The organism is Rheinheimera pacifica, from assembly GCF_900108485.1.
GTDB classification, from domain to species: Bacteria; Pseudomonadota; Gammaproteobacteria; order Enterobacterales; family Alteromonadaceae; genus Alishewanella; species Alishewanella pacifica.
The window spans coordinates 15,576-38,204 of record NZ_FNXF01000002.1 but is presented as its reverse complement, the minus strand read 5'-3'; the positions used below and the strand labels follow the sequence as shown (position 1 = coordinate 38,204).

Genomic DNA, 22,629 nt, shown 5'->3' with positions numbered 1-22,629 from the left:
TCCTTGTGCTAGCGCACCCGTTGCAGCGCATTGGTGTCAAAGTCTGCCGCCGTGCGGCCAGTATTAAAACTGATCTGATGGATTAACAGATCGGTGCTTTTTCCGGTTTGGTGATTCACCATACTGAGCTTATGCGGTCGCCAGTATTTATCCAGATACAGCTGATAGTCGTGCAATGTCAGTGTTTTTAGCAGCGTATTTTTGCGGTCGTAATATTCGGCTTTATGTAAACGGTAATGCTGCTGGTCTACCCAAACCACTGTTTTGCTATAGCCGGAAAACTCGTCAGCAGGCACTTGCTCCAGTACAAAGCAAGGCTGGTCATTACAGCTTTCGTCACGCAGGTAGCTAAAACGGTATTTTTCGATTTCAAACGAGCTTAAATCTTCGTAGGCAAATTCACTGCCCATAAAAGGTCCGGATTTATTGCGCGAGGCGATACGTTTCACCCGTTTTACGGCGGGTAGATACAACCACTGATCATCTTCTGCTGTCGGATGTGAGTGGTTTAAAAAGGCGGTACCCCTTACATCACGCGGCTCGTCAAAAATGGTCAGCCCTTTATCGCCATCGCCCTGCACTTCCAGTGCGGCAGTACGGATTTCCCGCTGGCTTTCATCCCCTTTGGCATTACGCAGTACCATAGTGGTGCGGCTTTCACTGTCACCCCAACCGGCATCGCGCACTTTGCGCTCCTGGGCAATAGCCAGACCTTTGGTTTCGTCGGCTACTGCAAAACCGGCTAGCCAGACTGCGCCGGTCAGGCCCAGTATTAACAGCGGTGTGGGTAAAATATTACGCATGATGTTGGCTTTCCTTAGTATCAAATTTAAGCAAAAAGGCTGGCAAGAATAAAAAGTCGATTACCAGCGCGGTAAAAATAATGATAGCGGTTAACAGCCCCATATCCGAGTTGAGCCGGAAACTGGATAACATCAACACGCTAAAACCAATTACCAGTACGGCAGTGGTGATCCAAAGCGCCCGGCCGACACTGTTGAAAGCATAGCGCACAGCAGCTTCAGCATTATTACCTTCGTGGCGTGCATGCTGGTACTTGGCCAGAAAATGCACGGTATCGTCAACAATAATACCCAGACTTATGCCGGCGACCACCGATAATCCCAGATTAATTTCACCGCTATACAGGCCCCAGATGCCAAAACCAATAGCCGCGGGGGCAATATTAGGCAGCAGGCTGATTAGCCCCATGCGCCAGGAACGCAGACTAAATACCAGCAACAGCGAGATCAGCACCAGTGCCAGTGGCAGCGTTTGCAGCATCGACGCCATATTACGCTCACCAATATGGGCAAACATCAGCGCTGTACTGGCCGCGCTGGCCTGATACTGCGGAAACTGACTGGCAAAATACTGCAGGGACTTTTGTTCAAAGCTGGTAATCTCTTTACTGCCCATATTTCTCAGGGCAGCGGTCAGGCGGGTGGCACTTTTATCCAGATTCAGCTGGTTATTCAAGTCGAGGCCGTAGGGCAACGACATTTCATACATCAGCAGATATTGTGCTGCTTCGTCCTGGGTTTGTGGTATGCGGTAAAAGGCCGGGTCGTCGGCATGCATATTTTTGTTCAGGCGTTTAAACACGTCACTGATGCTATTAACATGCGCCACTTCTGGCTGCTCTGCCAGCCACTGACTGAAGTTTTCCACTGCCGCAATAAATTCCGGCTGGTTTACGCCACTGCTTTGGCCGCTGTGCAACACAAAGTCCATCGACATTGATGCCGTCAGATGCTGATCAAGAAAATCCATCGCCTGACGAAAATCAGTCGCGGGTGAGAAATATTTAACCGCTTCATCATTCACTTTGTTCAGGCTGATAAAACCGGCAAAAACGATCATCAGTAGTGCCATTGCCGGTAATAACAGGCGTTGGCGCAATATCACGAAACTGGCCAGTTTATCCATTGCAGTATCCTGCTGGTGCTGCGGTTTTACTTTGCCTGGCCTTACCGGTAACACTGCCAGCAGTGCCGGCAAGGTGACGACACTGAGTAAACACGCCAACATCACGCCAACCGCAGTCATATTGCCTAAGTCTGCCAGAATGGGCACCTCAGAGAAATTCAGCGTTAAAAAACCAATGGCAGTCGTTGCACTGGTAATAAAAATGGGCATTAAATTGCGCTGCATGCTGTATTCAATAGCACTTTGCTTATCATGGCCCCGGCTTAGCGCAAACTGCACCGACGCTATAACATGTACACAGTCGGCCACCGCCAGTGTCATCAGAATAGTGGGTACATTGACGGTAGCGGTACTTAAAAAAATACCGGCCGCACCTGCCAGACCAAGGGTACTGGTGATAGTCACCACAATAATAATGACAGTAGCCAGGGCAACAACAACTGAGCGCAGTAATAACGCCAGCATAATTACGATAACGATGAACATCACCGGGATCAGCGTCCGGGCGTCGTGCTCGGCTTCATAGGCAAAAGAGTGGTTCATTGCTATTACGCCGGCCAGATAGAATCGGACATCCGGATAACGTTGGCTAAATTCGTCTGTTAATTGGCGGGCAAAACCAAAGGTATCAAACACCTCTTTATTTTTATCCAGCTCGGGCAACTGCACAGTGATATTAATAGCCGTAACGGTGCCATCTGCGGTAATCAGCCGTTTTACCAGTGTTGGCTCTGCCAGCGCAACACGCCGGATGTGAGCTATTTTTGCCTCATCCAATTGCGCTGTATCGAGCAGCAAATCGGCCACCAGCAAATCATCGGCATCGGCTTCAGTATGCTGAAAATTACTGATCGAGTCGACCCGGATAGAATAAGGCGTCTGCCAGGCGGCGTCAGTTATTTGCTTAACCAGTGTCAGATTGGTTGTGTTGAAGATCTGCCCGTCTGCCGGCGCGATACCAATAAGAATGTTATCGCTCTTATTAAATTCGTCCTGCATTTGCTCAAACATGAGCAATTGCGGGTTGTCAGCGGCGAAAAATACCCGGAAGTCACCGCGAAAGTACAACTTGCTCATGCCGCTGCTCATCAGCAATACCAGCACCAAAGTACCCAGTAACACCCACCACGGATGTTTCAGCACCCAGCCAAGCCAAAGTTGCCTCATCTTTTGCTCCCTAAGACAATTTATCAATCTGACCAACAGCTTGGGCTGAAAATATAGCGCTCCGTGCTGTGTTACCCAGTGTAGCCGATTTAGCCTGTGGCTTAGCAGATTATTTAACCTTGCTAATATTTAACAATATGCTAAATATTAATTATCTTTTTATTTTGTCCACGCAGGAGACAGGATGTCACTGGCCGTTGTTTTCAGTCGTGCCCGTCATGGTTTAGATGCCCCTTTAGTTACCGTTGAAGTGCATATCAGCAATGGTTTGCCTGCTTTTCAGCTGGTTGGCCTGCCCGAAACCTCGGTAAAAGAATCGCGTGACCGGGTGCGCAGTGCCATGGTAAACAGCGGTTTTGCTTTTCCGGATCGCAAAATCACCGTTAATTTAGCCCCGGCTGATTTGCCCAAAGAAGGCGGCCGTTTCGATTTGCCAATAGCGCTGGGTATTATTGTCGCTTCCGGCCAGTTAGCCGAAAAAAGCCTGCAAGGCTATGAGTTTTGTGGCGAGCTGGCGCTGTCGGGCGAGATCCGCAGCATAGTAGGCGAAATTCCGGTAGCCATAGCCTGCCGTGATGCCGGCCGTGAAGTGGTGCTGCCGATGTTAAATGCCCAGCAGGCGCAGCAGGTACCCAAGGTAGTAGTGCACGGTGCTGAACATTTATTGCAGGTGCACAGCTTTTTATTGGCTCAGCAACCATTGCCTGCTATTCCGGCATTACCAGTGCGTGAACAGCAACATTTGCCGGATTTAGCTGACGTGAAAGGCCAGGCCCATGCCAAAAGGGTGCTGGAAATTGCGGCGGCCGGTGAGCATAACCTGTTAATGCTGGGCCCGGCCGGTACCGGTAAATCTATGCTGGCGCAGCGTTTACCTGGCATTATGCCGCCGCTTACAGAGCCGGAAGCATTGGCTACTGCCGCCATATACTCTATTGCCGGGTTAAAGCGTAACTTAACCGACTGGCAGCAAAGGCCGTTTAGATCGCCGCATCACACCAGTTCTGCAGTGGCCTTGGTTGGTGGGGGTTCTGTGCCCCGTCCCGGAGAAATATCGTTGTCGCACCACGGAATTTTATTTTTGGACGAGCTGCCAGAGTTCCCGCGCAAGGTGTTGGATGTGTTACGCGAACCGCTGGAAACCGGTGTGGTACATATTAGCCGCGCTGCACGGCAAGCAGAATTTCCGGCACAGTTTCAGTTGGTAGCGGCATTAAACCCCAGCCCGACCGGGCACCATCAGGATGGCCGGGCCACACCCGAGCAGGTAATGCGTTATTTAAACCGGCTGTCAGGCCCTTTTATTGACCGCATAGAGCTGCAAATTGAAGTACCGTTACTGCCCAAAGGCATGCTTAGCCAGCATACGCAGGAAGAAAGCAGCGCCAGTGTGCGCGAGCGGGTACTGGCAGCCAGGCAGTTACAGCTGGCACGGCAGGGTAAAGCTAATGCCCGTTTAAGCGGCAGTGAAATTGCCGATTTTTGCCCGTTGCAACAAGCCGATGCGCGCTTTTTGGAAGACACCATTCACCGCTTTAAACTGTCGGCCCGTACTTACCATAAGATCATCAAAGTGGCGCGCAGCATTGCCGATTTACAGCAGCAAGCCCAAATAAGCCGCGCCCATTTAATGGAGGCACTTAGCTACCGCGCGCTGGAGCGGTTGCTAAGTTATTTGAAGAACTGAGCTAATCATCCAAACCGGGGAGAACAGTAACCGGTTTGCTCACACCAACACGCCGTAAATACGTCCCTGTAGGCTCGATTATAAACTTCATCCATGAAGTTTATCCTGCGGACCAGCTTCGCTGTTCAAATTCGCTCCGAGCGAATTTGTCAGCATCCTGGCCTGCAACGGTTGGCTTAGAGCAAACCGATTCCTGTCAATCGGAACATCAGCGTTACACCAATTTCCAGTTTAACGTTTCGCCGGCATAAAACGGTACAATCGGGTTGCCGTTGGGCAGGGTAATCTCGTTTGGCACCTGCCACTGCTGCTTTTGCAGTGTCACTGTGCCGCTGTTACGTGGCAAGCCGTAAAAGTCAGCACCGTAGTGGCTGGCGAAGCCTTCCAGCTTGTTCAGGCAACCTAAATCATCAAATACCTGAGCATACAGCTCTATCGCGCTGTGGGCGCTGTAACAGCCGGCACAACCGCAGGCGGATTCTTTGCGGTGTTTTTCATGCGGCGCAGAATCCGTACCTAAAAAGAACTTGCTGGAACCACTGGCCACAGCTGCACGCAGCGCTTCCTGATGAGTACGGCGTTTTAATACCGGCAGGCAATAGTTATGCGGCCGTACACCGCCAACTAATAAGTCGTTGCGGTTTAGCAGTAAATGCTGCGGTGTAATAGTGGCCGCCACATTGTTTGATGCTTGCGCGACAAAGCTGGCGGCATCGGCGGTGGTAATATGCTCAAACACCACTTTCAGGTCAGGTAAGCGCGCAACAATATGCTGCAGGTAGCGGTCGATAAATACTTTTTCGCGGTCAAAAATATCAATATCGTGATCGGTAACTTCGCCATGAACCAGCAGCAACATACCTTGCTCTGCCATGGCTTCAAATACCGGATACAGGCTGCCCAGCGCACTTACCGCAGCGCTGGAGTTAGTGGTGGCACCGGCCGGATACAACTTAGCCGCAACCACACCGGCGGCTTTGGCTGCGCTGATATCGGCAGCGGTAGTTTTATCGGTTAAAAATAAGGTAACCAGCGGCTGAAAATTACTGCCAGCCGGGCGGGCAGCCAGAATGCGGTTACGGTAGGCTACTGCCATGTCTGCTGTGGTTACCGGCGGTACTAAGTTCGGCATCACAATGGCACGGGCGAATTGCCGGGCTGTGGCCGGTACGGTTTCGCGCAGCATATCGCCGTCACGAAAGTGTAAGTGCCAGTCATCCGGGGTTTGTATGGTAAGCGTGGTCATGGAGGCTCCTGCAACTGCTGCGGCAAAAAAGTGGCGCTATGATATCAAGTAACCTCGCCAGGTGAAATTGCTTCAGTGCGTATTGTGGTAAGTTGGCGTTCAGCGTAGCTTAGCCATCATTGATATTTACTTACCGGAAACCGCAATGACATTAGAACAGGGAATGCTATTTGCAATTTTGCTTTGCACTATAGCGTTGTTTATTTGGGGCCGCTGGCGGCACGACACCGTCGCGCTGGCAACACTGATGGCGGCAGTTGCAGCCGGCCTGGTGCCAACCGACACCGCCTTCAGCGGTTTTGGCCATCCGGCAGTTATTACCGTTGCCTGTGTACTGGTGTTAAGTTATGCGCTGCAAAATAGCGGTGCGGTTGATTTGTTAGCCCGCAAATTGCTACCCGCCAACAGTGGTGTGATGGCCACTATCGCCCTGTTAACCACCTTAGTTACGCTACTATCGGCATTTATGAATAACGTTGGCGCTATGGCGCTGATGATGCCGGTGGCTATTCAGGCGGCAACCCGGCTTAAGTTAACGCCGGGGCAAGTGCTGATGCCGGTGGCCTTTGGCTCGATACTGGGCGGTATGACAACCTTAATTGGTACGCCGCCTAACCTTATTGTTTCGGGCTTTCGGGATAGCAGTCAGGGCAGCAGTTTTGCCATGTTCGACTTTAGCCCGGTGGGGGTGTTGGTGGCACTTGCTGGCTTGGCCTTTATTACCCTTGTTGGCTGGCGTTTGGTGCCTAAACGTCAGCAGGGCGGGGTTGAGGGTTTTGATACCGCCAGCTATTTAACCGAGGTGCGGGTAGACGCTAAAGGCAAAGCCGATGGCCTGCGGCTGGCGGCACTTGAGCAGTTACTGGAAGAGGCCGATGCGCAGGTAGTAGGCCTGGTGCGCAATAAATTCCGCGTGTCGGCACCTACCGGGTATCGCATGTTAAAAGCAGACGATGTGCTGGTTATTGAAGCTGAGCCGGAATCGCTGGGCAATATATTGTCTGAGCTGGGGCTGACGCTGGAAGAAAACGTTAAAGCCGATGTCGACATCACAGATGCTGAAAAAACTTCAGGCTCTGGCAAAGAAGAAGTACTGCTGGAGCTGGCAGTAATGCCCGATGCCCAGTTAATTGGCCGCTCAGCGGCAGATCTTAGTTTACGTAGCCGGTTTGGTATTAATTTGCTGGCGTTATCGCGCCAGGGTAATCGCTCAATCAAGCGGTTGCGCCGCACCGAGCTGGTTGCCGGCGATGTACTGCTGATGCAGGGCGATGCCGAGCTGCTGTCTGCTTTTGCCAGTGAGTATGGTTGTGTACCGTTGGCAGAGCGGTCTATTCAGGTACCAGACAAACGCCGCATCTGGTTAACCAGCATTATTATGTTAGGTGCAGTAGCCGGTGCGGCCTTTGGTTTGGTGCCGGCAGCAATCTCGTTTGCTGCAGGTGTGCTGGCCAGTATGCTGTTTAAAGCGCTGCCATTAAGTAAGGTGTATCAGGCTATCGACTGGCCGGTAGTGGTATTGCTGGCGGCGTTAATACCAGTAGCTGAAGCGATGTTAAGCACCGGAGCGGCAGCCTTGTTAGCTGAGTTAATGTTGTCACATTTGTCGCAAGGCAGTGCGGTAATAACGCTAATTCTGCTGCTGGTACTAACGATGACATTGTCTGATTTTATGAATAATGCTGCCACCGCTGCGGTAATGTGCCCGATAGCATTAAGCATTGCCAACCAGCTGGATGTCAGCTCAGATACCTTTTTAATGGCTGTTGCCATTGGTGCCTCTTGTGCCTTTTTAACGCCGATAGGCCACCAGAATAATACCCTGATCCTGGGGCCGGGTGGCTTTAAGTTTGGTGATTACTGGCGACTGGGTTTACCACTTGAATTACTGGTTGTCGCCGTGTCGGTACCGGCACTTTTATACTTCTGGCCGCTTTAGCCTGGCCGTAGCCTTTGCTACACTATCAGGGCTATTTAACTGAGGGTAATAATGATGTCTGAGCTGGATTTTGATTTAGACCATCTGGACTTTGCTGAAGCAGAACAGAATGTAGAGCGCCAGCAACAAGCCGAACTTAGCCGTGCTGAGGCGCCACAATATGGTGATGATGACGATGAATGCAGTGGCGGTGCCTGCAAAATTTAGTCTGGGCTGGCTGCTGTAGCGGGCAGCTCAGCAGGTTTATGCCATAACTGACTTACCGCAATACACAGCACCCCTGCCAGCATCAGCAATGAAAATGGCAGCGGGGTGCCGTTATAAAACAGCGCCAGCAACGGCCCTGCCAATGCACCTATACCAAAGCGCAAAGTACCTATTACCGCCGTTGCGGTGCCGCTGTTATCCGGAAATTTCATCAGGATCATCGCATCAGCGTTTGTGGCTATCAGGCTTAAGCTGGCCATTAGCGGGGCTATCGACAATACCGTATACACCAGCTCAAACTGCCAGAAATTAAACAAGGTTAGCGCGCTGGCGCTGACAATGGCCACAGCCAGGCCGGCACGCAGCATACGTTGTGGGCCAAGGCGGGTAACCAGGCGGCTGTTTATCAGGTTTGCCAGCATCAGCATTAACACATTAAAGCCAAATAACAGGCTGAACAGTTGCTCGTCTACCCCAAAGAATTTGATATAAACAAAAGGCACCGCGGTTAAAAAGCAAAAGAATGAAAACGAGGCAAACATCGAAGTAGCAATATCCGGCCGGGCAGAAACCCGCGAAAACACCACTTTATAGCCGGCAAAAAACGCCAGCTTTTGTGGCGTTCCGGCCGGTTTAATTTCGGGCAGATAACGCCAGCTAAGCAACAGGATCAGTAAACCGTACACTGCCAGTGTAACAAAAATCATCTGCCAATTTGCCAGCCACAATACGCCGCTGCCAATGGCCGGGGCCAGCAGTGGGGCCAGCATCATAATCATCGACACATAAGACATACCTTTGGCGGTATGTTCCTGATAAATATGCCGTACTATACCCGGCACCACTACTGTAGCTGCCGCGCCGCACAATGCCTGAATAGCACGCCAGAATAAAAACCACTCAATAGTGCTGACTAAACTTAACGCAATACTGGCCAGCACAAAGCCGGTTAAACCAAAAATAGCCAGTGGCCGGCGGCCAAAGTTATCGGCCAACGGGCCGCAAATCAGCATGCTGATACCAAAAAAGGCCAGGAAAATACTGAGTGATTGCTGCACCATGCCAATAGAGGTATTCAGTTGTTGCGCCATAATGGGCATGGCAGGCAGGTACATATCAATGGCCAGTGGCGTGGTGGCGACAACAGCTGCCAGTAATATAATGATCCAGCCAGCGGGTTTATTTGACATAGGTTAAGGCTCTTAATGTGGCAGCGCACTATAATACGCGGTTTTGTTAGCCTCAGCTAATAGCTGAGTGTAAAAATAGGTTAGCAAATATGTCTGGTAGCTCAGGGAGTTGTAGTTAACGCAGCAAACTAATGTACAGGCTGCAACAGTTGAATCGCAGTGTAGCTATCGGAACAGAATAGCCTAAGCCAGGGTATTACGCTTATACTGAACAAACTCAGATTGTTGGATCCGGATAATGAAAAAAACCAAAATAATTACTACAGATGAAATATTACTAACGTTGTGTCAGTCGGTAACCAAAGTATTATCGGGTGCAGGCAACAGTAATGTGGCTTATTCGCCAATGGTACAAAAAATACAAAAAACCTGTCTGCGGCCTGATCTGGGTTGCTTTGTATTGTTTGACGGCGGTTTTTCCGGCCTGGTGATTATTAATTTCACCGCTCAGGCAGCAATGGAAATTTATAAAAAATATTTAATGAGCATGGGCATGCCGGAAAGCGAGCTGGCACAGTTTCATACCTCTGACGAAGTAGGCAACGTCATGGGTGAGCTGATGAACCAGATCGTTGGCGACTTTACCAACACGGTACGCTATGACCTGCAAACGTCAATCAACCAGAGCCAGCCGAAAATGATGGCGATTAATAAGCAGGTGCAAATTTTAATTAATACCCAGCTTGATCAGCCACAGGCACGCCGCGTTACCTTTAGTACGCCAGAGCATAATATCTTTTATCTGGAACTGGCGATGGATAAAACCGAGTTTATTCAGCTGCATGAGTTTGACAAAGCCGAGCAGGAACACCCAGACGATATTCTGGCCAATGCCCAGCAATATACACCGGAAAACACCGTTAGTGCCTCGGCAGAAGTGGATGATGATTTTCTGAAAACACTGGGCTTATAAATACGCCCAGCCCTAAGTTACGCATTCAAAGGTGTTGCCTGGCGAACCGGCAGGCGCAGACAAAAACGGGCACCACCCAGGGTAGCAGATTCACTTACGCTGATGCTGCCCTGATGCCACTGCATAATACGCTGCACTATGGCCAACCCCAGGCCAAAGCCGCCACCTTGCTTATTACGGCTGGCTTCAAGGCGAAAAAAAGGTTTGAGTATTTCTTCACGCATGGCCTGCGGAATACCGGGGCCGTCATCTTCAACGTCGATATGCCAGTAATTTTGCCGTTGTTGCAGTGTCAATGTAATGCGCTGCCGGGCGTACTTTTTGGCGTTAACCAACACATTTTGCAGTGCCCGTTCCAGGTAATGGCCATCGCCAAACAGCAGTGCCTGCTGCGGCATAGTTAAATTGATCGCGGCGCCAGGTATCGGCGACAGTTTCTCGTTTAAGTTGGCAATCAGCTCGGTCAGGTTTATCTGTTGCAGCTGCAGTGGTAGCTGGCCGGTTTCCAGCCGGGCATAATCAAGAATTTCATCGACCAACTGCTGTAGTTCACGCACGTCTTCACACATTAGCCGGCGTTCGTCTTCCGGTAGCTGGGTTGCCATTTCCAGCGCAAAATTCAGCCGGGCAATAGGCGTGCGCAGCTCGTGCGATACGGCATGGGTCATTTCACGCTGCAGGTTTAGCAAGTCGCGGATTTGCAGGCTCATCTGGCGGAAACTTTGCGCAATGGGCGCAATAAAGGAATGTGCCGGTACGGCAATTGTGCTGTCGCTGTTACCGGCAAACTGCTTCAGGCTGAGTTGCAGGGTACGGATATCACGTGCCACCGGCCACAGCCACAGCGCTACCGCAACGGCTAACAAAACAAAAAACAGCAACGTAAACCAGGTGGCGCCTTCTTGTTGGATCAATGGCAGCGGGCCCAAACGCCATAATTGCCCGGCCTGCTGATAGTAAAAATATACGCTGTCGGCTTCAAATAAGGTAACAATGTCGCCTTGCTGCAATAACTGCTGTTCTTCGGGTAACCAGCTGATGCTGTCCGGGCTCAGTTCAGTGTAAGGCAGGCTGATATGGCTTTGCCATTGGATGGCGGGCTGTTGCAATTGCTGCTGCAATAGCTGGGTGTAGCTGTTAAGCCAGGGCGGTGCGGTGTCGGGTTGCCATTGCTGCCACAGCTGTTCTACTGCCCAGCCAATACCAAGCAATACCAGAAACAAAAACAGGTAAAAATGCCAGAATAGCCTTTGCATACTCAGTGCCAGGCGTCTGCGACAAATAAATAGCCTTTACCCCAGACGGTTTTAATACGAAACGGTGTTTCGGCGTTGTCGCCCAGCTTACGGCGTAAATGCGAAATCCGTACATCTACGGTACGGTCCAGGCCGTCGTATTCACGGCCAATGATCTGCTGGTGAATAGCTTCGCGTTTTACGGTCTGGCCGGCATGTTTGGCCAGCATCCAGAGTAAATCAAATTCATAGCTGGTGAGTTCTACACGCTCGTTGTCATACCAGGCTTCACGGGCACGTTGTTTTAACATTAAACGGCCAAACTGCAGCTCTTGCTGCTCGGTTTTAGTGTTGCTTTGGCTGCGCCGTAGCAAAGCGTTTATGCGTGCCACCAGCACACGTGGCTCTACCGGTTTTACCACATAGTCGTCTGCACCCAGCTCCAGCCCCAGCACCTGATCAATATCACTTTGTTTCGCCGTTAACATTAACACCGGGCCTTTATACCAGGGACGGATCTGGCGGCAAACACCAAAGCCGTCCAGGCCCGGCAGCATCAGGTCCAGCACTATCAGATCGGGCTGAAACTGGCGGCAGTGTTCTGCCACCGCGTCGCCCTGGCTTTGTTGCTGTACGGTAAAGCCGTGTTGGGTCAGAAAGCTCTGCACCAGAGAGGCCAGGCGGGCATCGTCTTCTACTAACAATATTTTGGCCATCAGAAAATACTCCATGGGCTGGCGATCCGGCGCCGCATTGGTTTGCGGCTTAACACTTTCAGTTCTGTTTGCAGCAATACAACATTATTGCTATTACGCAGGCTAAGCTCGGTATGTTGCCACGACAGCGGCTGCTGCCATTGGCCTGTTGTGGCGTCTTGCCAGCATTGGATAAGCTGCTCTGCCAGGAACAGGCAGGGGCTTAGCTTTTGCTCGCTGTACCACTGCACCTGCAAGTCAGACTGGCAGGGTTGATTGGGTTGTTCGGTCACACAAATTTGTGGTTTTACGTTCCAGCATAGCGCAGCCGCACAGGGGGCGGGTGCAGCCTGTGGTGCAGTGACTCCGTTCAGTGCCAGTAACAACCAGAAACCGTGCATTAATAAAACCGGTAACTCACGCCTAAAAACCAGGTTGTTACATTATCAGACCGCACCAGCGGGCTTAGTGTCATAGCATCATCCAGATGTAGGTAGCGTACAAAAGCCAGTACAGAGACGCGTTCAGACACGGGCTTTTGCCAACTTAAACGCAGCTCAGGCTGCCAACTTGGCCTGCCATCGTAGCGTGGCAGATAAAACGGCTCATTATTATCAATGCCATAATAAGTATCAATCAGTTTGGCGCTTTTCCAGTTTAGTTTGGCACTGGCTTGCCACAGGCCACTATTTAGCTGCCAGTTGTGGCCGAGACTGATGCTGGCATGCTGGCCTTTATAAGTGTTGCTAACGTCTTGCCACAGTATCGCTTGGGCCTGCCAATCTTCATTAAACCAGTCCAGCTGCACGCCCAAATCAAAGGCAGTGGGCCGTTTACTAACCTGGCGTACAGAAACGACCTGGGCACTGCGCTCTTCTGCAAAGCTGGGCCCTACCATAGCGGTATGATTAAATTGCATCAGGTTGCCGCCAAACCATTTTTGGAAGTAGCCTTTTTCCTGATTAAACTGACCCAGCACACTTAATTGCCAGTTGTCTGACAATGCCAGGCTGCTGCCAAGTTTACCGTTGTCAAAAAACCAGTAGCGGCTGTAATAGTAAATATCTGGCAGGATAACCAGCGGCAACTCTTCGCCACCATATATAGGGTTGCTGCGTTGGCCATAGCCCAGCGCCCAGCTCAGGTATAGCCGCTGTTCTTCCACGCACTGAGCGCCTTGTGCGCACACTGGCGCGGGCTCGGCTTTCACCTGCCAGCTTAGCAGCAATAAAAGTATGATCAGGTAGCGCAATCTTCACCTTAGCTCAGCGGTTAGTTTACAGATATTTTTACGCTGTTAGTTTAGCAAGTTGTGCGGCAAGACATAAGCAGGCATAACAATGTTTCACAATTCGCTTCACTAAATTTAAGCTTCGCCAGACTGTAGCAAAGTGATCCTAAAACCAGCCGTTCAGGTATAAAGCAGGTGTGGCGCAAGATGTAAATTGAATCCCCTGCCAATTCACTTTATGATAAGGCCACAATAATTCTAAGATACCGGTAGCTGCTGCGGCGGGCGGCCGGTGTTGATAAGCGTAGTAATATCGCTGTCATAGCAGAGCGTTTTGATGAGAGACAAAGCTACTTCGTTCGACATTGCTTATATGGCTGGAGTATCGCAGTCCACGGTGTCGCGGGCGCTACGAAACAGCCCGCAGGTTAATAAAGAAACGCGCGAGAAAGTGCAGGCGATTGCACGGCAACTAAATTACAAAGTAGATAAAAACGCCAGTAACCTGCGCCAGCAACGCAGCAGTACGCTGGCTTTGCTGTTATTTGAAGACCCCACCACCGACGAGTCGCTGATTAATCCGTTCTTTTTATCTATGCTTGGCAGCATTACCCGCGCCTGCGCCAAACGCAGCCAGGACTTACTGGTGTCTTTTCAGCAATTAAGTGACGACTGGCACGCCGACTACGAAGATAGCAATAAAGCCGACGGCATTATTCTGCTCGGTTATGGCGACTACAAAGATTACGAAGAAAAACTGCATAAATTACTGGCACAGGAAACCCATTTTGTCTGTTGGGGCGCTGAAGTGCTGGGCCACCCGGAGTTTACGCTGCGCAGTAATAACCGCGAAGGTGGCCGCCTGGCCGGTGAGCATTTGCTGGCTACCGGGCATAAGAAATTTGCCTTTGTCGGTAATGCCTCTGAAGGCAGCCCGGAATTCAGTGCCCGTTATCTGGGTTTTATTGATGCGTTAAATAAAGCCGGTATCAGTGCTGCGCAAGTACCACACTTTGATGCCATTTCCACCGAAAGCGCCGGCGATAAGGCCACTGAGCAATTACTGGCTGGCCGCCATCAGGTTGACGCCATTTTCTGTGCCAGCGATCTTATCGCCATTGGCGTTATGCGCTGCCTGAAACGGCGCAACTTAAGGGTGCCGGAAGATATTGCCGTAATGGGTTTTGATGATATTCCCGTGGCGTCTTTTGCCACTCCGGCCCTTAGCACTATTCAGCAAGACACGACCCAGGCTGGTGAGCTGCTGGTAAATAACCTGCTGCAACTGATTAATAACCAGCCGATTACTGTCAGCCAGATTGAGCCCAAGTTAATTATCCGCCAGTCTTGCGGCTTTAACCGTACCTGACAAGCCAGCAGTAGCCGGCAACTACTGTGGTTTGTTTACCTGCCTATAACCTTGCTTACGCCACTGCTGCTTTGTGTTAATATCCTGCGCCAGAATATTGGTTTAAACAGGGACAAGTATCAGTGCGTTTATCTTCACTTCATTTTTTACTGTTGTTTTGCCTGCAATTAGCCGTGCCGGTTATGGCCAGCCAAACTTTAGCTGACCGCATGCTGGATGTGCGCAAGGTTGAAGGCGTTGATGTGTATTACAACCTCAGCAATGGCCTGGCGCTGCAAGGCGAATACCGCTTAGTGCGCGATAGCCAGGGTTATACACTGGCCACTTTCGATCAGGGATTGGTGCAAGGCAACTGGCAGGTGTTTGATCAACGTAATCAGCGTGTTTTAAGCGGCCACTATCAGGCCGGGCGGCAGCATGGTGAATGGCAGTACTTTGCCGCTGATGGCAGTGTGGAGCAAATAGAGCATTATGATGCCGGTGTCGCCAGCGGCCTGTGGCAGCGTTTTAACAGCCAGCAGCAAGTGATAGAAACCACTCAATTTGAGCGTGGCGAAAAAACCAACGTCAGCCGTTTTTACGATAACGGCAAAATACGCAGTGTTGAAACTTATCAGGACAGCCTGCGCCACGGCGTGTGGCAAACCTTTCATCTTAACGGTGAAGTGGCCGAGCAGTGGACTTACGCCAGCAACCAGCTCACCGGGTTATATCAAAGCAAAAACGAGCAGGGAGCGGTATTACTGCAGGGCGAATACGATGCTCAGGGCCAGCAGCATGGCCAGTGGCTGCAGTTTTATGCCGCCGATGTGGTGGAGGTTAAAGTGCAGTACCTTAATGGTAAGCGCCATGGCTTAACCGAGCAATTCAGCACCGATGGCACTCTGGTGCGCCAGTGTCATTATCAGCAGGGAGCGCAGCACGGTGAATGCCGCGACTTTTACCCTAATGGCCAGCTGATGAATGCCTTACTGTTTAAGCAGGGCAAGCAGCATGGTGAACAGCAGTGGTTCAGCGACCAAGGGCAACTGCTGCAGAAACAGCACTATATTGACGGCATGTTCGCCGGTGAACAACTGCATTATCACAGCAATGGCGAGCTGTCGAAACGCATTACCTACCACACAACAGAACGCAATGCTAATGGCCAGTTTCCGCTGCATGGTGCCAATGAAACCTATCAGGAAAATGGCTTGCCATTTGATCTGTCCAACTTTGTGCTGGGCGAACGTGACGGCGTGCACAAGCGTTTTATCGACGACAAGCTGGTAGAAGAGTCGTATTACAAAGCCGGTAAACGCCATGGTCTGAGCAAAACGTTTTACTCATCAGGTGAACCGCGAGAACATAACACCTATGCCGACGGCCAGTTAAATGGGCCCTTTAAAAGCTGGCATATGAATGGCAACTTACGTGAAGAAGGTGAGCGCAAAGACGGCCAGCTGACCGGGCGCTATCAGAGCTTTTACGACACCGGCAAACCGCAAAAGCTGGAACACTATGCCAGCGAGAAAAAACCAACAGAGCACAGGTTTGCCCAGGTAGGTAAATACCAGCAATGGACGGCAAACGGTGATCTTACGCAGGAGGGTACCTACGCCGACAACAAACGTCATGGTAACTGGATTAGCTATCAGCAGGGTGAAAAAAGCCGCGAGCAGGAGTTTGTCAACGGTAAGGCCGAAGGCCGGTTTGTAGATTATTATCAGGGGCGGCGCCGCAGCAGTGGTTATTACTACAACAACCAGAAAACCGGCGAATGGATTGAATACTATTATCAGGCTGACGATCCCACTTACGGTTTTATTCCGGAAGGCACCATCAGATATAAAACACAGTGGCAGGACAACAAGCAGCACGGTAAAGCCGAGTTTTATACGGCCAAAAATATCCTGCACAAAGTTGAGCATTGGGACAAGGGCGTAAAAAGCGGTGACTATCAGGAGTTTTATGTCAGCAACGGCGAACCTAAGCTGGCCGGCAACATGCAAAAGGGCGAGTGGTTTGGTTTATGGCAGGCCTGGTATGAAGATGGCACCCTGGCCCAGGCAGTGCATTACGATGCCAGCCGTAAACATGGCCTGGCGCAGGAATACTACGACAACGGCCAGCTGAAAAGCGAAATTGAATACGAGTACGACAAACCTCATGGCCGGTATCAGCTGTTCCATTTAAATGGCCGGCCTCAGCAAAAAGAAAGCTATGTTAAAGGCTTAAAAGAAGGCAAAGCTGAATACTTTCACCCCAATGGTAAACCGCTGCAACAGGGCGATTATCTGCGCGATCGTAAAGAAGGCGAGTGGCTGGAATATTGGCCCAATGGTCAGGTGCGTACTCAGGGTAGTTATATCAGCAACCGCCCGTCAGGCGACTGGCAGTATTTTGATCAACACGGCAAGTTAATTAAAACCGAGCATAAAGGCTAATTAAGATCCGCTGCTGCCGGCAATGGCAGCGGATTGCCTGACAGTTTTAGTGCATTTTTATTGTAATAGTAATTATTATCATTTACACTTCGCGGCCTGTTTAATTCCTCCTGCGATACAGGTCGTAATATAATGTTGCCTTTCTCTGCTATAAGTCTGCGTCTTTCTGCTGTCAGTTTATTCTGCTCTATGGCATTTTCTGCTACCACTTTGGCCGATACTGCACCGGCTGATACTTCCAGTACCGCACTGGAGCATATTGAAGTTAAAGGCCGGGCCCAAACACTGTACCGGGTTGACTCGTCTAATCTGGGCACCCGTACCGACACACCGCTGGATGAAGTACCACAAAATATTCAGGTATTGCCGCAAGCATTAATCCGCGATCAGGCCGCCCGGCAAATTACTGATTTATATCGCAGCATGAGTGGCGTCAGTGCTTTTAGCTACTCGGGTGTGACGTTGCGCGGTTTTCGCCAGGACGAAATTTTATATGACGGTGTGCGCGGTGATCCGTTTAACGGCTTTGCGGTACCGCAGCTGTTTAACGTAGCCGAAATTCAGGTGCTTAAAGGCGCGGCCGGCGCCCTGTATGGCAGTATGGCCCCCGGCGGCCTGATTAACTACAGTACAAAAAAACCAACAGCGCTGCCCGAGCGGCAGCTAAAAGTAGGCCTGGGTAACGACAGCTTTTACAGTGGTTCACTGGAGCTAAGCGGGCCGTTAACCGATGACGCGGCCCAGCGCTACCGGGCTGGTATTTACAAAGACAGTGAAAAACCATTTCGGCAAAACACTGATGTAGAAAACCAGATCATCGATTTAGGTTACGCCATAGACCTGACACAGGACACCACGTTGACACTGCAATATACCGACGTAGAGCAAGACTACGGTGGCGCCCGCTTACGTGGCGTAATTACCGATGCAGCCGGTAACTTTCTGGCAGACCGCAGCTGGAACCATAACGAAAGCACGGATTTTCAGCTGTTAACCGCCAAAGTGTATCAGGCCAGGTTAGAGCATCAGGTTAGTAGCCAGTGGAGCACTGATATTACCGTGCGTGGCTACCAGAACCAGGAGTTGCAAAACTACCATGAACCGTTTTGCAGTTATGACACCGACGGCGATGGTGTTATTGATTACTGCCGCCGCCAGTTTCGTGATCAAAATCGCGAGAATGACTCGCTCAGCCTGACCTGGAACAATATTGTTGAGCTAACCACCGCCGATATTGAGCATATGCTGTTAGTGGGTGCTGACTATTTACAACAGGATTCCTATTTCTCCGGCCGTAATGCTGTGCCGCTTGAAAACGGCGGTACTGTGCCAGGCCTTAGCCTGCGTGATCCGGTATATGGCCTGACCAGCGGGGCGGATTATAACCTGGCCGCCGTAACACCCAACATTACCGATACCGAAACCGTGCGTAAGGGCCTTTACCTGCAGGATCAGTTAACGCTGTCGGACAACTGGAACCTGCTGTTGGGCGTGCGCTGGGACAACTTTGAAGACACCAACAAGCGTGATGGCAGCAAAGTATCCGGTAACGATACGTCGTGGCGGCTGGGTACCACTTATCAGCTAACCGACTATGCCCGTGGTTATCTGGTTGCTGCTACCGGCTTTGTGCCGCAGGCGGCAGCGTCGCAGGCCGAGGCTGTGGGTGGGCCGTTCGAGCCGGAGACCTCGCGTTTATATGAAGCCGGCGTGCGTTTTTCGCTGCTAAACGATAGCGTGCGGCTCAATACCGCCGTGTACGAAATTACCCGGAAGAATATTCTGCAGGCTGATCCGCGTGGTGATGTGGCTAACGATGGCCAGGACGATTTACTGGCGCTGGGCGAAGTGCGTAGCCGTGGCTTTGAGCTGGATGTGTTAGGCGATTTAACCGACAACTGGGTAATGAACCTGAGTTACGCCTACAACGATACCCGGGTAGTACAGGACAACGACGGCATTACCAATGCGTTTAACGGCCGCTTTGCCAATGCACCACAGCATCAGTTAGGGTTGTGGAGCCGCTATGAACTGTCGGCGCTGCATTCATCTTTTGCTGCCGGTGTCGACTACGTTGGTGAGCAACAAAGTATTGGCGGCCAGGCGGTAAAAGCCTATACGGTGTTTGATATCAGCTGGCAAACCGAATGGCAAAGCTGGCTGGTGCAGCTAAACGTAAAAAACCTGTTTGATAAAACCTATGCTACCAGCGGCTTTATTGACCGTACCGGACATTTTCCGGGCGAGCCACGCCGGGTTTATCTGACTACCACTTACCAGTTCTGATATGACTAACCGGCAATGGTTTGCACTGCATTCCTGGGCAGGTTTTGTGCTGGGGGCGCTGTTGCTGCTGGTATGCGTTACAGGCGTATTAGCCACGCTTAGCTACGAAATACAGTACCTGAGCGACAGCAAATACCGCGCACTTAGCAGCCGCAGCGGGCCGGTTAACTGGACACAGCTGGAGCAAAACCTGGCCGCTGCTTACCCGGATAGCCAACTTATCAGCGTACAGGTGCATCAGCAGGCTTACCTGGCGGGCGAAGCGTCACTGGCTACGCCAGACGGCTTTCGCTTTGCTTATTTTGATCCGGCCAGTGGCAGCCTTACCGGCAGTGGTGACTGGGGGCGATTGTCACGCTTTTTGCGCAATTTACATATGTATTTGTCGGTTGAGGGCGTTGGCAAAGTTATTGTGACTTCGCTGAGCTTTTTACTGCTTATTTCGCTAATCTCCAGCTTTTATGTCTATCGTAACTGGTGGCGGCAGTGGTTACGTAACCCCGGTAAATGGCGCTGGGCAGTGCGCAGCAGCTGGGCGTCGTGGCACAAGCTTATTGGTTTATGGAGCTGGTGGTTTGTACTGCTGATGACGTTAACCGGCCTGTGGTACTTTACCGAGCACTGGCTGCTAAAAACACCGCTGCAATATTATCCGCCGGTGCCAAGAGCGACATTAAGCGCCGCAGCGCCAACACAATCCTTATCGCTAACCGAAATAACCAGTATCGCCCAGCAGCATAGGCCACAGCTGGATATCCGCGCAGTGTTGTATAACAGCAATGCCAAAGCGCCGATTGTGGTTAGCGGACAGGCGGGAGATTTACTGCTGCGCGACCGGGCTAACCGTATTTATCTGGATAGCGCGGGTAATGTGATGGGCAGCCAGAGCAGCGCCGATTTAGCTGCGTTGGCTTACCTTACCGATATGGCCGACCCGCTGCACTTTGGTAATTTTAGTGGCCTGACAGTTAAATTGATTTATGCGCTATTTGGTACCGGCCTGTGTATTTTGGTGGCCGGTGGTATGCGTATGCAGTGGCTGCGTACCAAACATAAACAGCCAAGTTTAGCCCGCTGGCTGGGCCTGTTCGGCTGGCTGGCTCTGCTGCTGGCGTTAAGCGGCATTGGCTGGACCAGCACGACATTCTCGCAGCGCGAGCTAAGCAAGCCACCGTTATCCCCGCTGCTGGGTACGCTGGCGGGGGCTCAGCCGTCTTGATCTTCTGCGGCCGCTGCTTGTTGATATAGTGTTTCCAGCGCTTCGCGTAATGTCGGGTAAAAACTAAGCTGGCCCGGCACGGGTTTTACCCCGGCTTTAGCCAGCGTTTTTAGTGGCTGAAACTGTAAATCGGCGATCACCAGCTGGGTTTTGCTTTTATGGCACTTGCTGATCAGCTTATTTAGCGCCGCCAGGCCACCTGCATCCAGCAAGGGTACGCCGTCCATATACAGCACAAGGCCACGGCTGCGCTCACTTAAACGGGCGATATCGGCAAAAATACGGTCTGCTGCGGCAAAAAACAGCGGCCCGCTGATCTTCAGCACCTGCCAGCCGGTGGGGATCGGTTGCTCAACCTGTTTACGGTTATGGCTGATATCGGTCACTTTGCTCATTTCGGCAATTTCTTTAACAAACAGCAAGGCCGCCAGCAGAATACCGGCGGTAATGGCAATCACCATATCAAACAGCACGGTAAGGGAAAAACAGGTAATAAATACCCAGATATCACTGCGCGGGGCGGTTTTCAGTAAATGCACGGCTTTGGGCGCTTCGCTCATATTCCAGGCTACTATTATCAGCAGTGATGCCAGTGCGGCCATGGGTACATAAGATAACACCGGCGCCAGCAACACCAGCCCCAGCAGTAATACCAGTGCATGCACCATAGCTGCTACCGGCGACTGGGCACCCGCCTTAAAGTTGGCCGATGAACGTGCCAGCGCGGCTGTGGCGGTAATGCCGCCAAAAAACGGCGTAATAATATTGCCAATGCCCTGGCCGAAGAGTTCGCTGTTGGCGCTGTGGCGCCGGCCCGACATGCCATCCAGCACTACAGCGCAGAGCAGGGATTCAATAGCGCCCAGCATGGCCATAGCAAAAGCGGCTGCCAGTAAATCTTTAACCAGTTGCCAGCTAAAGCCTAACAATTCGCCGTCGGGGCCGGGCCTTAGCCAGGGCCAGTCAAAGTAAGGCAGGTAAGGCGGAATGCCGCTGCCGCTGGCGCCATCGGGTGTAGTGTAACTAAAGCGCGAGCCTATGGTGTCGAGCTCAGCGCCAAAACCTAGTAGCAATAATGCCAGTAAGGTGCCAATAAACAGCGCCGGTAAATGCGCCGGTATGATAGTTTTTAGCCTGGGCCACAGTAGCATCACGGCCAGAGTAACCACGGCAACCAGCAAACTGGGCCAGGATAATTGCGGCAGCATTTGCCCCAGTATCAGCAGTTTGTCGACAAAGTGCTCTGGCATAGCCGCTATTGGCAGGCCAAAAAAGTCTTTAACTTGCAAGGTGGCAATAACCACGGCAATGCCGCCGGTAAAGCCTAAAGTAACGGATTCGGGAATATACTCAATTAGCCGCCCCAGCCGCATAAAAGCCATAACCAGCAGCAGCACACCGGATAGCACGGTGGCAATAAGTAAGCCGCTTAAACCATACTTTAATGCTACCGGATACAAAATAACCACAAAGGCTGCGGTGGGGCCGCTAATGCTGTAGCGCGAGCCGCCGGTTAACGCAATAACCAAGCCGGCGATAATAGCGGTGTACAAGCCGTATTGTGGCGCCACGCCTGAGGCAATTGCCAGCGCCATCGCCAGCGGTATGGCAATAATGCCTACGGTAATACCGGCCAGCAGGTCTTTACCGAGTTTATTCAGGCTATAACCTTCAGCCAGCACGTCACGCAGGGCATGGCCAGCACGCAGGGAAAACAGGTGGGAACGGTCAGACATAACAGCATCCGCTATAAAAGCCGCTAAGGGATGAACTTAGTGTAGCGCCGACAAAGGCTTACGCCTATGCGCTTTTAGTATGGTTGTGTTACTTTCACAATGGCGCAATACTGCCTCTCTACAATCGTTACCTCTGTCAAAACAAAAAGAGTCG

The 22,629-nt window shown here is 51.3% G+C and carries 17 protein-coding genes; 8 read left to right on the top strand and 9 right to left on the bottom strand.

Going from position 1 to position 22,629, the window contains the following annotated elements; translation table 11 throughout:
* Positions 1-8: 8 nt before the first annotated feature.
* Together BLW68_RS02705 and BLW68_RS02700 are read right to left on the bottom strand one after the other, a co-directional pair.
* On the bottom strand, positions 9-803 hold the full coding sequence (locus tag BLW68_RS02705; protein WP_092789974.1) for an outer membrane lipoprotein-sorting protein: 795 nt from the start codon (positions 801-803) through the stop codon (positions 9-11).
* Positions 796-3,096 carry an efflux RND transporter permease subunit gene (locus BLW68_RS02700; RefSeq protein WP_092789972.1) on the bottom strand — a complete coding sequence of 767 codons (2,301 nt, stop codon included), beginning with the start codon at positions 3,094-3,096 and terminating at the stop codon, positions 796-798. Before BLW68_RS02700 ends, BLW68_RS02705 begins: the two co-directional genes overlap by 8 nt.
* A gap of 184 nt (positions 3,097-3,280) precedes the next feature.
* Here BLW68_RS02700 and BLW68_RS02695 point away from each other — a divergent pair, with 184 nt between their 5' ends.
* Positions 3,281-4,783 carry a YifB family Mg chelatase-like AAA ATPase gene (locus BLW68_RS02695; protein ID WP_092789970.1) on the top strand — a complete coding sequence of 501 codons (1,503 nt, stop codon included), beginning with the start codon at positions 3,281-3,283 and terminating at the stop codon, positions 4,781-4,783.
* Positions 4,784-4,997: 214 nt separating this feature from the next.
* Here BLW68_RS02695 and pyrC read toward each other — a convergent pair whose 3' ends face one another.
* Positions 4,998-6,029 carry a dihydroorotase gene (gene pyrC, locus BLW68_RS02690; RefSeq protein ID WP_092789968.1) on the bottom strand — a complete coding sequence of 344 codons (1,032 nt, stop codon included), beginning with the start codon at positions 6,027-6,029 and terminating at the stop codon, positions 4,998-5,000.
* A gap of 145 nt (positions 6,030-6,174) precedes the next feature.
* On the opposite strand from pyrC, the gene BLW68_RS02685 reads away from it, so the two are divergent.
* Both BLW68_RS02685 and BLW68_RS21060 read left to right on the top strand, forming a co-directional pair.
* Positions 6,175-7,968: an SLC13 family permease gene (locus BLW68_RS02685; RefSeq protein ID WP_092789966.1), complete on the top strand. Its 1,794-nt coding sequence runs from the start codon at positions 6,175-6,177 to the stop codon at positions 7,966-7,968.
* Between the two features lie 51 nt (positions 7,969-8,019).
* Positions 8,020-8,175 carry a hypothetical protein gene (locus BLW68_RS21060; protein WP_156420328.1) on the top strand — a complete coding sequence of 52 codons (156 nt, stop codon included), beginning with the start codon at positions 8,020-8,022 and terminating at the stop codon, positions 8,173-8,175.
* Here BLW68_RS21060 and BLW68_RS02680 read toward each other — a convergent pair.
* A complete protein-coding gene (locus BLW68_RS02680; protein ID WP_092789964.1) occupies positions 8,172-9,365 on the bottom strand; it encodes a Bcr/CflA family efflux MFS transporter in 1,194 nt (397 codons plus the stop codon). The two genes, BLW68_RS21060 and BLW68_RS02680, sit on opposite strands and share 4 nt — an antisense overlap.
* A gap of 238 nt (positions 9,366-9,603) precedes the next feature.
* Between BLW68_RS02680 and BLW68_RS02675 the strand changes: the two genes are divergently transcribed.
* Positions 9,604-10,278 carry a DUF3334 family protein gene (locus BLW68_RS02675; protein WP_068236101.1) on the top strand — a complete coding sequence of 225 codons (675 nt, stop codon included), beginning with the start codon at positions 9,604-9,606 and terminating at the stop codon, positions 10,276-10,278.
* A gap of 17 nt (positions 10,279-10,295) precedes the next feature.
* Here the strand turns inward: BLW68_RS02675 and BLW68_RS02670 are convergent, their stop codons facing one another.
* Genes BLW68_RS02670 through BLW68_RS02655 form a run of 4 tightly spaced genes read right to left on the bottom strand, consistent with a single transcriptional unit; the run spans position 10,296 to position 13,460 of the window.
* Complete coding sequence (locus BLW68_RS02670; RefSeq protein WP_092789963.1) at positions 10,296-11,534, bottom strand: ATP-binding protein; 1,239 nt, start codon at positions 11,532-11,534, stop codon at positions 10,296-10,298.
* A gap of 2 nt (positions 11,535-11,536) precedes the next feature.
* Complete coding sequence (locus tag BLW68_RS02665; RefSeq protein WP_092790636.1) at positions 11,537-12,229, bottom strand: response regulator; 693 nt, start codon at positions 12,227-12,229, stop codon at positions 11,537-11,539.
* Positions 12,229-12,609: a DUF3019 domain-containing protein gene (locus BLW68_RS02660; RefSeq protein WP_092789961.1), complete on the bottom strand. Its 381-nt coding sequence runs from the start codon at positions 12,607-12,609 to the stop codon at positions 12,229-12,231. The genes BLW68_RS02665 and BLW68_RS02660 overlap by 1 nt, the downstream gene beginning before the upstream one ends.
* A complete protein-coding gene (locus BLW68_RS02655) occupies positions 12,609-13,460 on the bottom strand; it encodes a MipA/OmpV family protein (protein WP_092789959.1) in 852 nt (283 codons plus the stop codon). The genes BLW68_RS02660 and BLW68_RS02655 overlap by 1 nt, the downstream gene beginning before the upstream one ends.
* Before the next feature lie 316 nt (positions 13,461-13,776).
* On the opposite strand from BLW68_RS02655, the gene BLW68_RS02650 reads away from it, so the two are divergent.
* The 4 genes from BLW68_RS02650 to BLW68_RS02635 all read left to right on the top strand — a co-directional run bounded on the left by BLW68_RS02650 (position 13,777) and on the right by BLW68_RS02635 (position 20,739).
* Positions 13,777-14,808 carry a LacI family DNA-binding transcriptional regulator gene (locus BLW68_RS02650; protein WP_092789957.1) on the top strand — a complete coding sequence of 344 codons (1,032 nt, stop codon included), beginning with the start codon at positions 13,777-13,779 and terminating at the stop codon, positions 14,806-14,808.
* Positions 14,809-14,930: 122 nt separating this feature from the next.
* Positions 14,931-17,234, top strand: a complete 2,304-nt coding sequence (locus tag BLW68_RS02645; RefSeq protein ID WP_092789955.1) for a toxin-antitoxin system YwqK family antitoxin — start codon at positions 14,931-14,933, stop codon at positions 17,232-17,234.
* A gap of 132 nt (positions 17,235-17,366) precedes the next feature.
* Positions 17,367-19,520, top strand: coding sequence for a TonB-dependent siderophore receptor (locus BLW68_RS02640; protein ID WP_092789953.1), 2,154 nt, complete (start codon positions 17,367-17,369; stop codon positions 19,518-19,520).
* 1 nt (position 19,521) lies between these two features.
* Entirely contained in the window at positions 19,522-20,739 is a 1,218-nt protein-coding gene (locus BLW68_RS02635; RefSeq protein ID WP_092789952.1) for a PepSY-associated TM helix domain-containing protein, read from the top strand.
* Here BLW68_RS02635 and dauA read toward each other — a convergent pair.
* Complete coding sequence (gene dauA / locus BLW68_RS02630; RefSeq protein WP_092789950.1) at positions 20,727-22,475, bottom strand: C4-dicarboxylic acid transporter DauA; 1,749 nt, start codon at positions 22,473-22,475, stop codon at positions 20,727-20,729. The genes BLW68_RS02635 and dauA overlap by 13 nt on opposite strands.
* Positions 22,476-22,629 lie beyond the last annotated feature (154 nt).

Coding starts and splice junctions, on each gene's coding strand:
- BLW68_RS02635 (WP_092789952.1), top strand. CDS start 19,522: ATGACTAACCGGCAATGGTTTGCACTGCATTCCTGGGCAGGTTTTGTG.
- dauA (WP_092789950.1), bottom strand. CDS start 22,475: ATGTCTGACCGTTCCCACCTGTTTTCCCTGCGTGCTGGCCATGCCCTG.
- BLW68_RS21060 (WP_156420328.1), top strand. CDS start 8,020: ATGATGTCTGAGCTGGATTTTGATTTAGACCATCTGGACTTTGCTGAA.
- BLW68_RS02660 (WP_092789961.1), bottom strand. CDS start 12,609: ATGCACGGTTTCTGGTTGTTACTGGCACTGAACGGAGTCACTGCACCA.
- BLW68_RS02670 (WP_092789963.1), bottom strand. CDS start 11,534: ATGCAAAGGCTATTCTGGCATTTTTACCTGTTTTTGTTTCTGGTATTG.
- BLW68_RS02680 (WP_092789964.1), bottom strand. CDS start 9,365: ATGTCAAATAAACCCGCTGGCTGGATCATTATATTACTGGCAGCTGTT.
- BLW68_RS02685 (WP_092789966.1), top strand. CDS start 6,175: ATGACATTAGAACAGGGAATGCTATTTGCAATTTTGCTTTGCACTATA.
- BLW68_RS02640 (WP_092789953.1), top strand. CDS start 17,367: ATGTTGCCTTTCTCTGCTATAAGTCTGCGTCTTTCTGCTGTCAGTTTA.
- BLW68_RS02650 (WP_092789957.1), top strand. CDS start 13,777: ATGAGAGACAAAGCTACTTCGTTCGACATTGCTTATATGGCTGGAGTA.
- BLW68_RS02675 (WP_068236101.1), top strand. CDS start 9,604: ATGAAAAAAACCAAAATAATTACTACAGATGAAATATTACTAACGTTG.
- BLW68_RS02695 (WP_092789970.1), top strand. CDS start 3,281: ATGTCACTGGCCGTTGTTTTCAGTCGTGCCCGTCATGGTTTAGATGCC.
- BLW68_RS02700 (WP_092789972.1), bottom strand. CDS start 3,096: ATGAGGCAACTTTGGCTTGGCTGGGTGCTGAAACATCCGTGGTGGGTG.
- BLW68_RS02705 (WP_092789974.1), bottom strand. CDS start 803: ATGCGTAATATTTTACCCACACCGCTGTTAATACTGGGCCTGACCGGC.
- pyrC (WP_092789968.1), bottom strand. CDS start 6,029: ATGACCACGCTTACCATACAAACCCCGGATGACTGGCACTTACACTTT.
- BLW68_RS02665 (WP_092790636.1), bottom strand. CDS start 12,229: ATGGCCAAAATATTGTTAGTAGAAGACGATGCCCGCCTGGCCTCTCTG.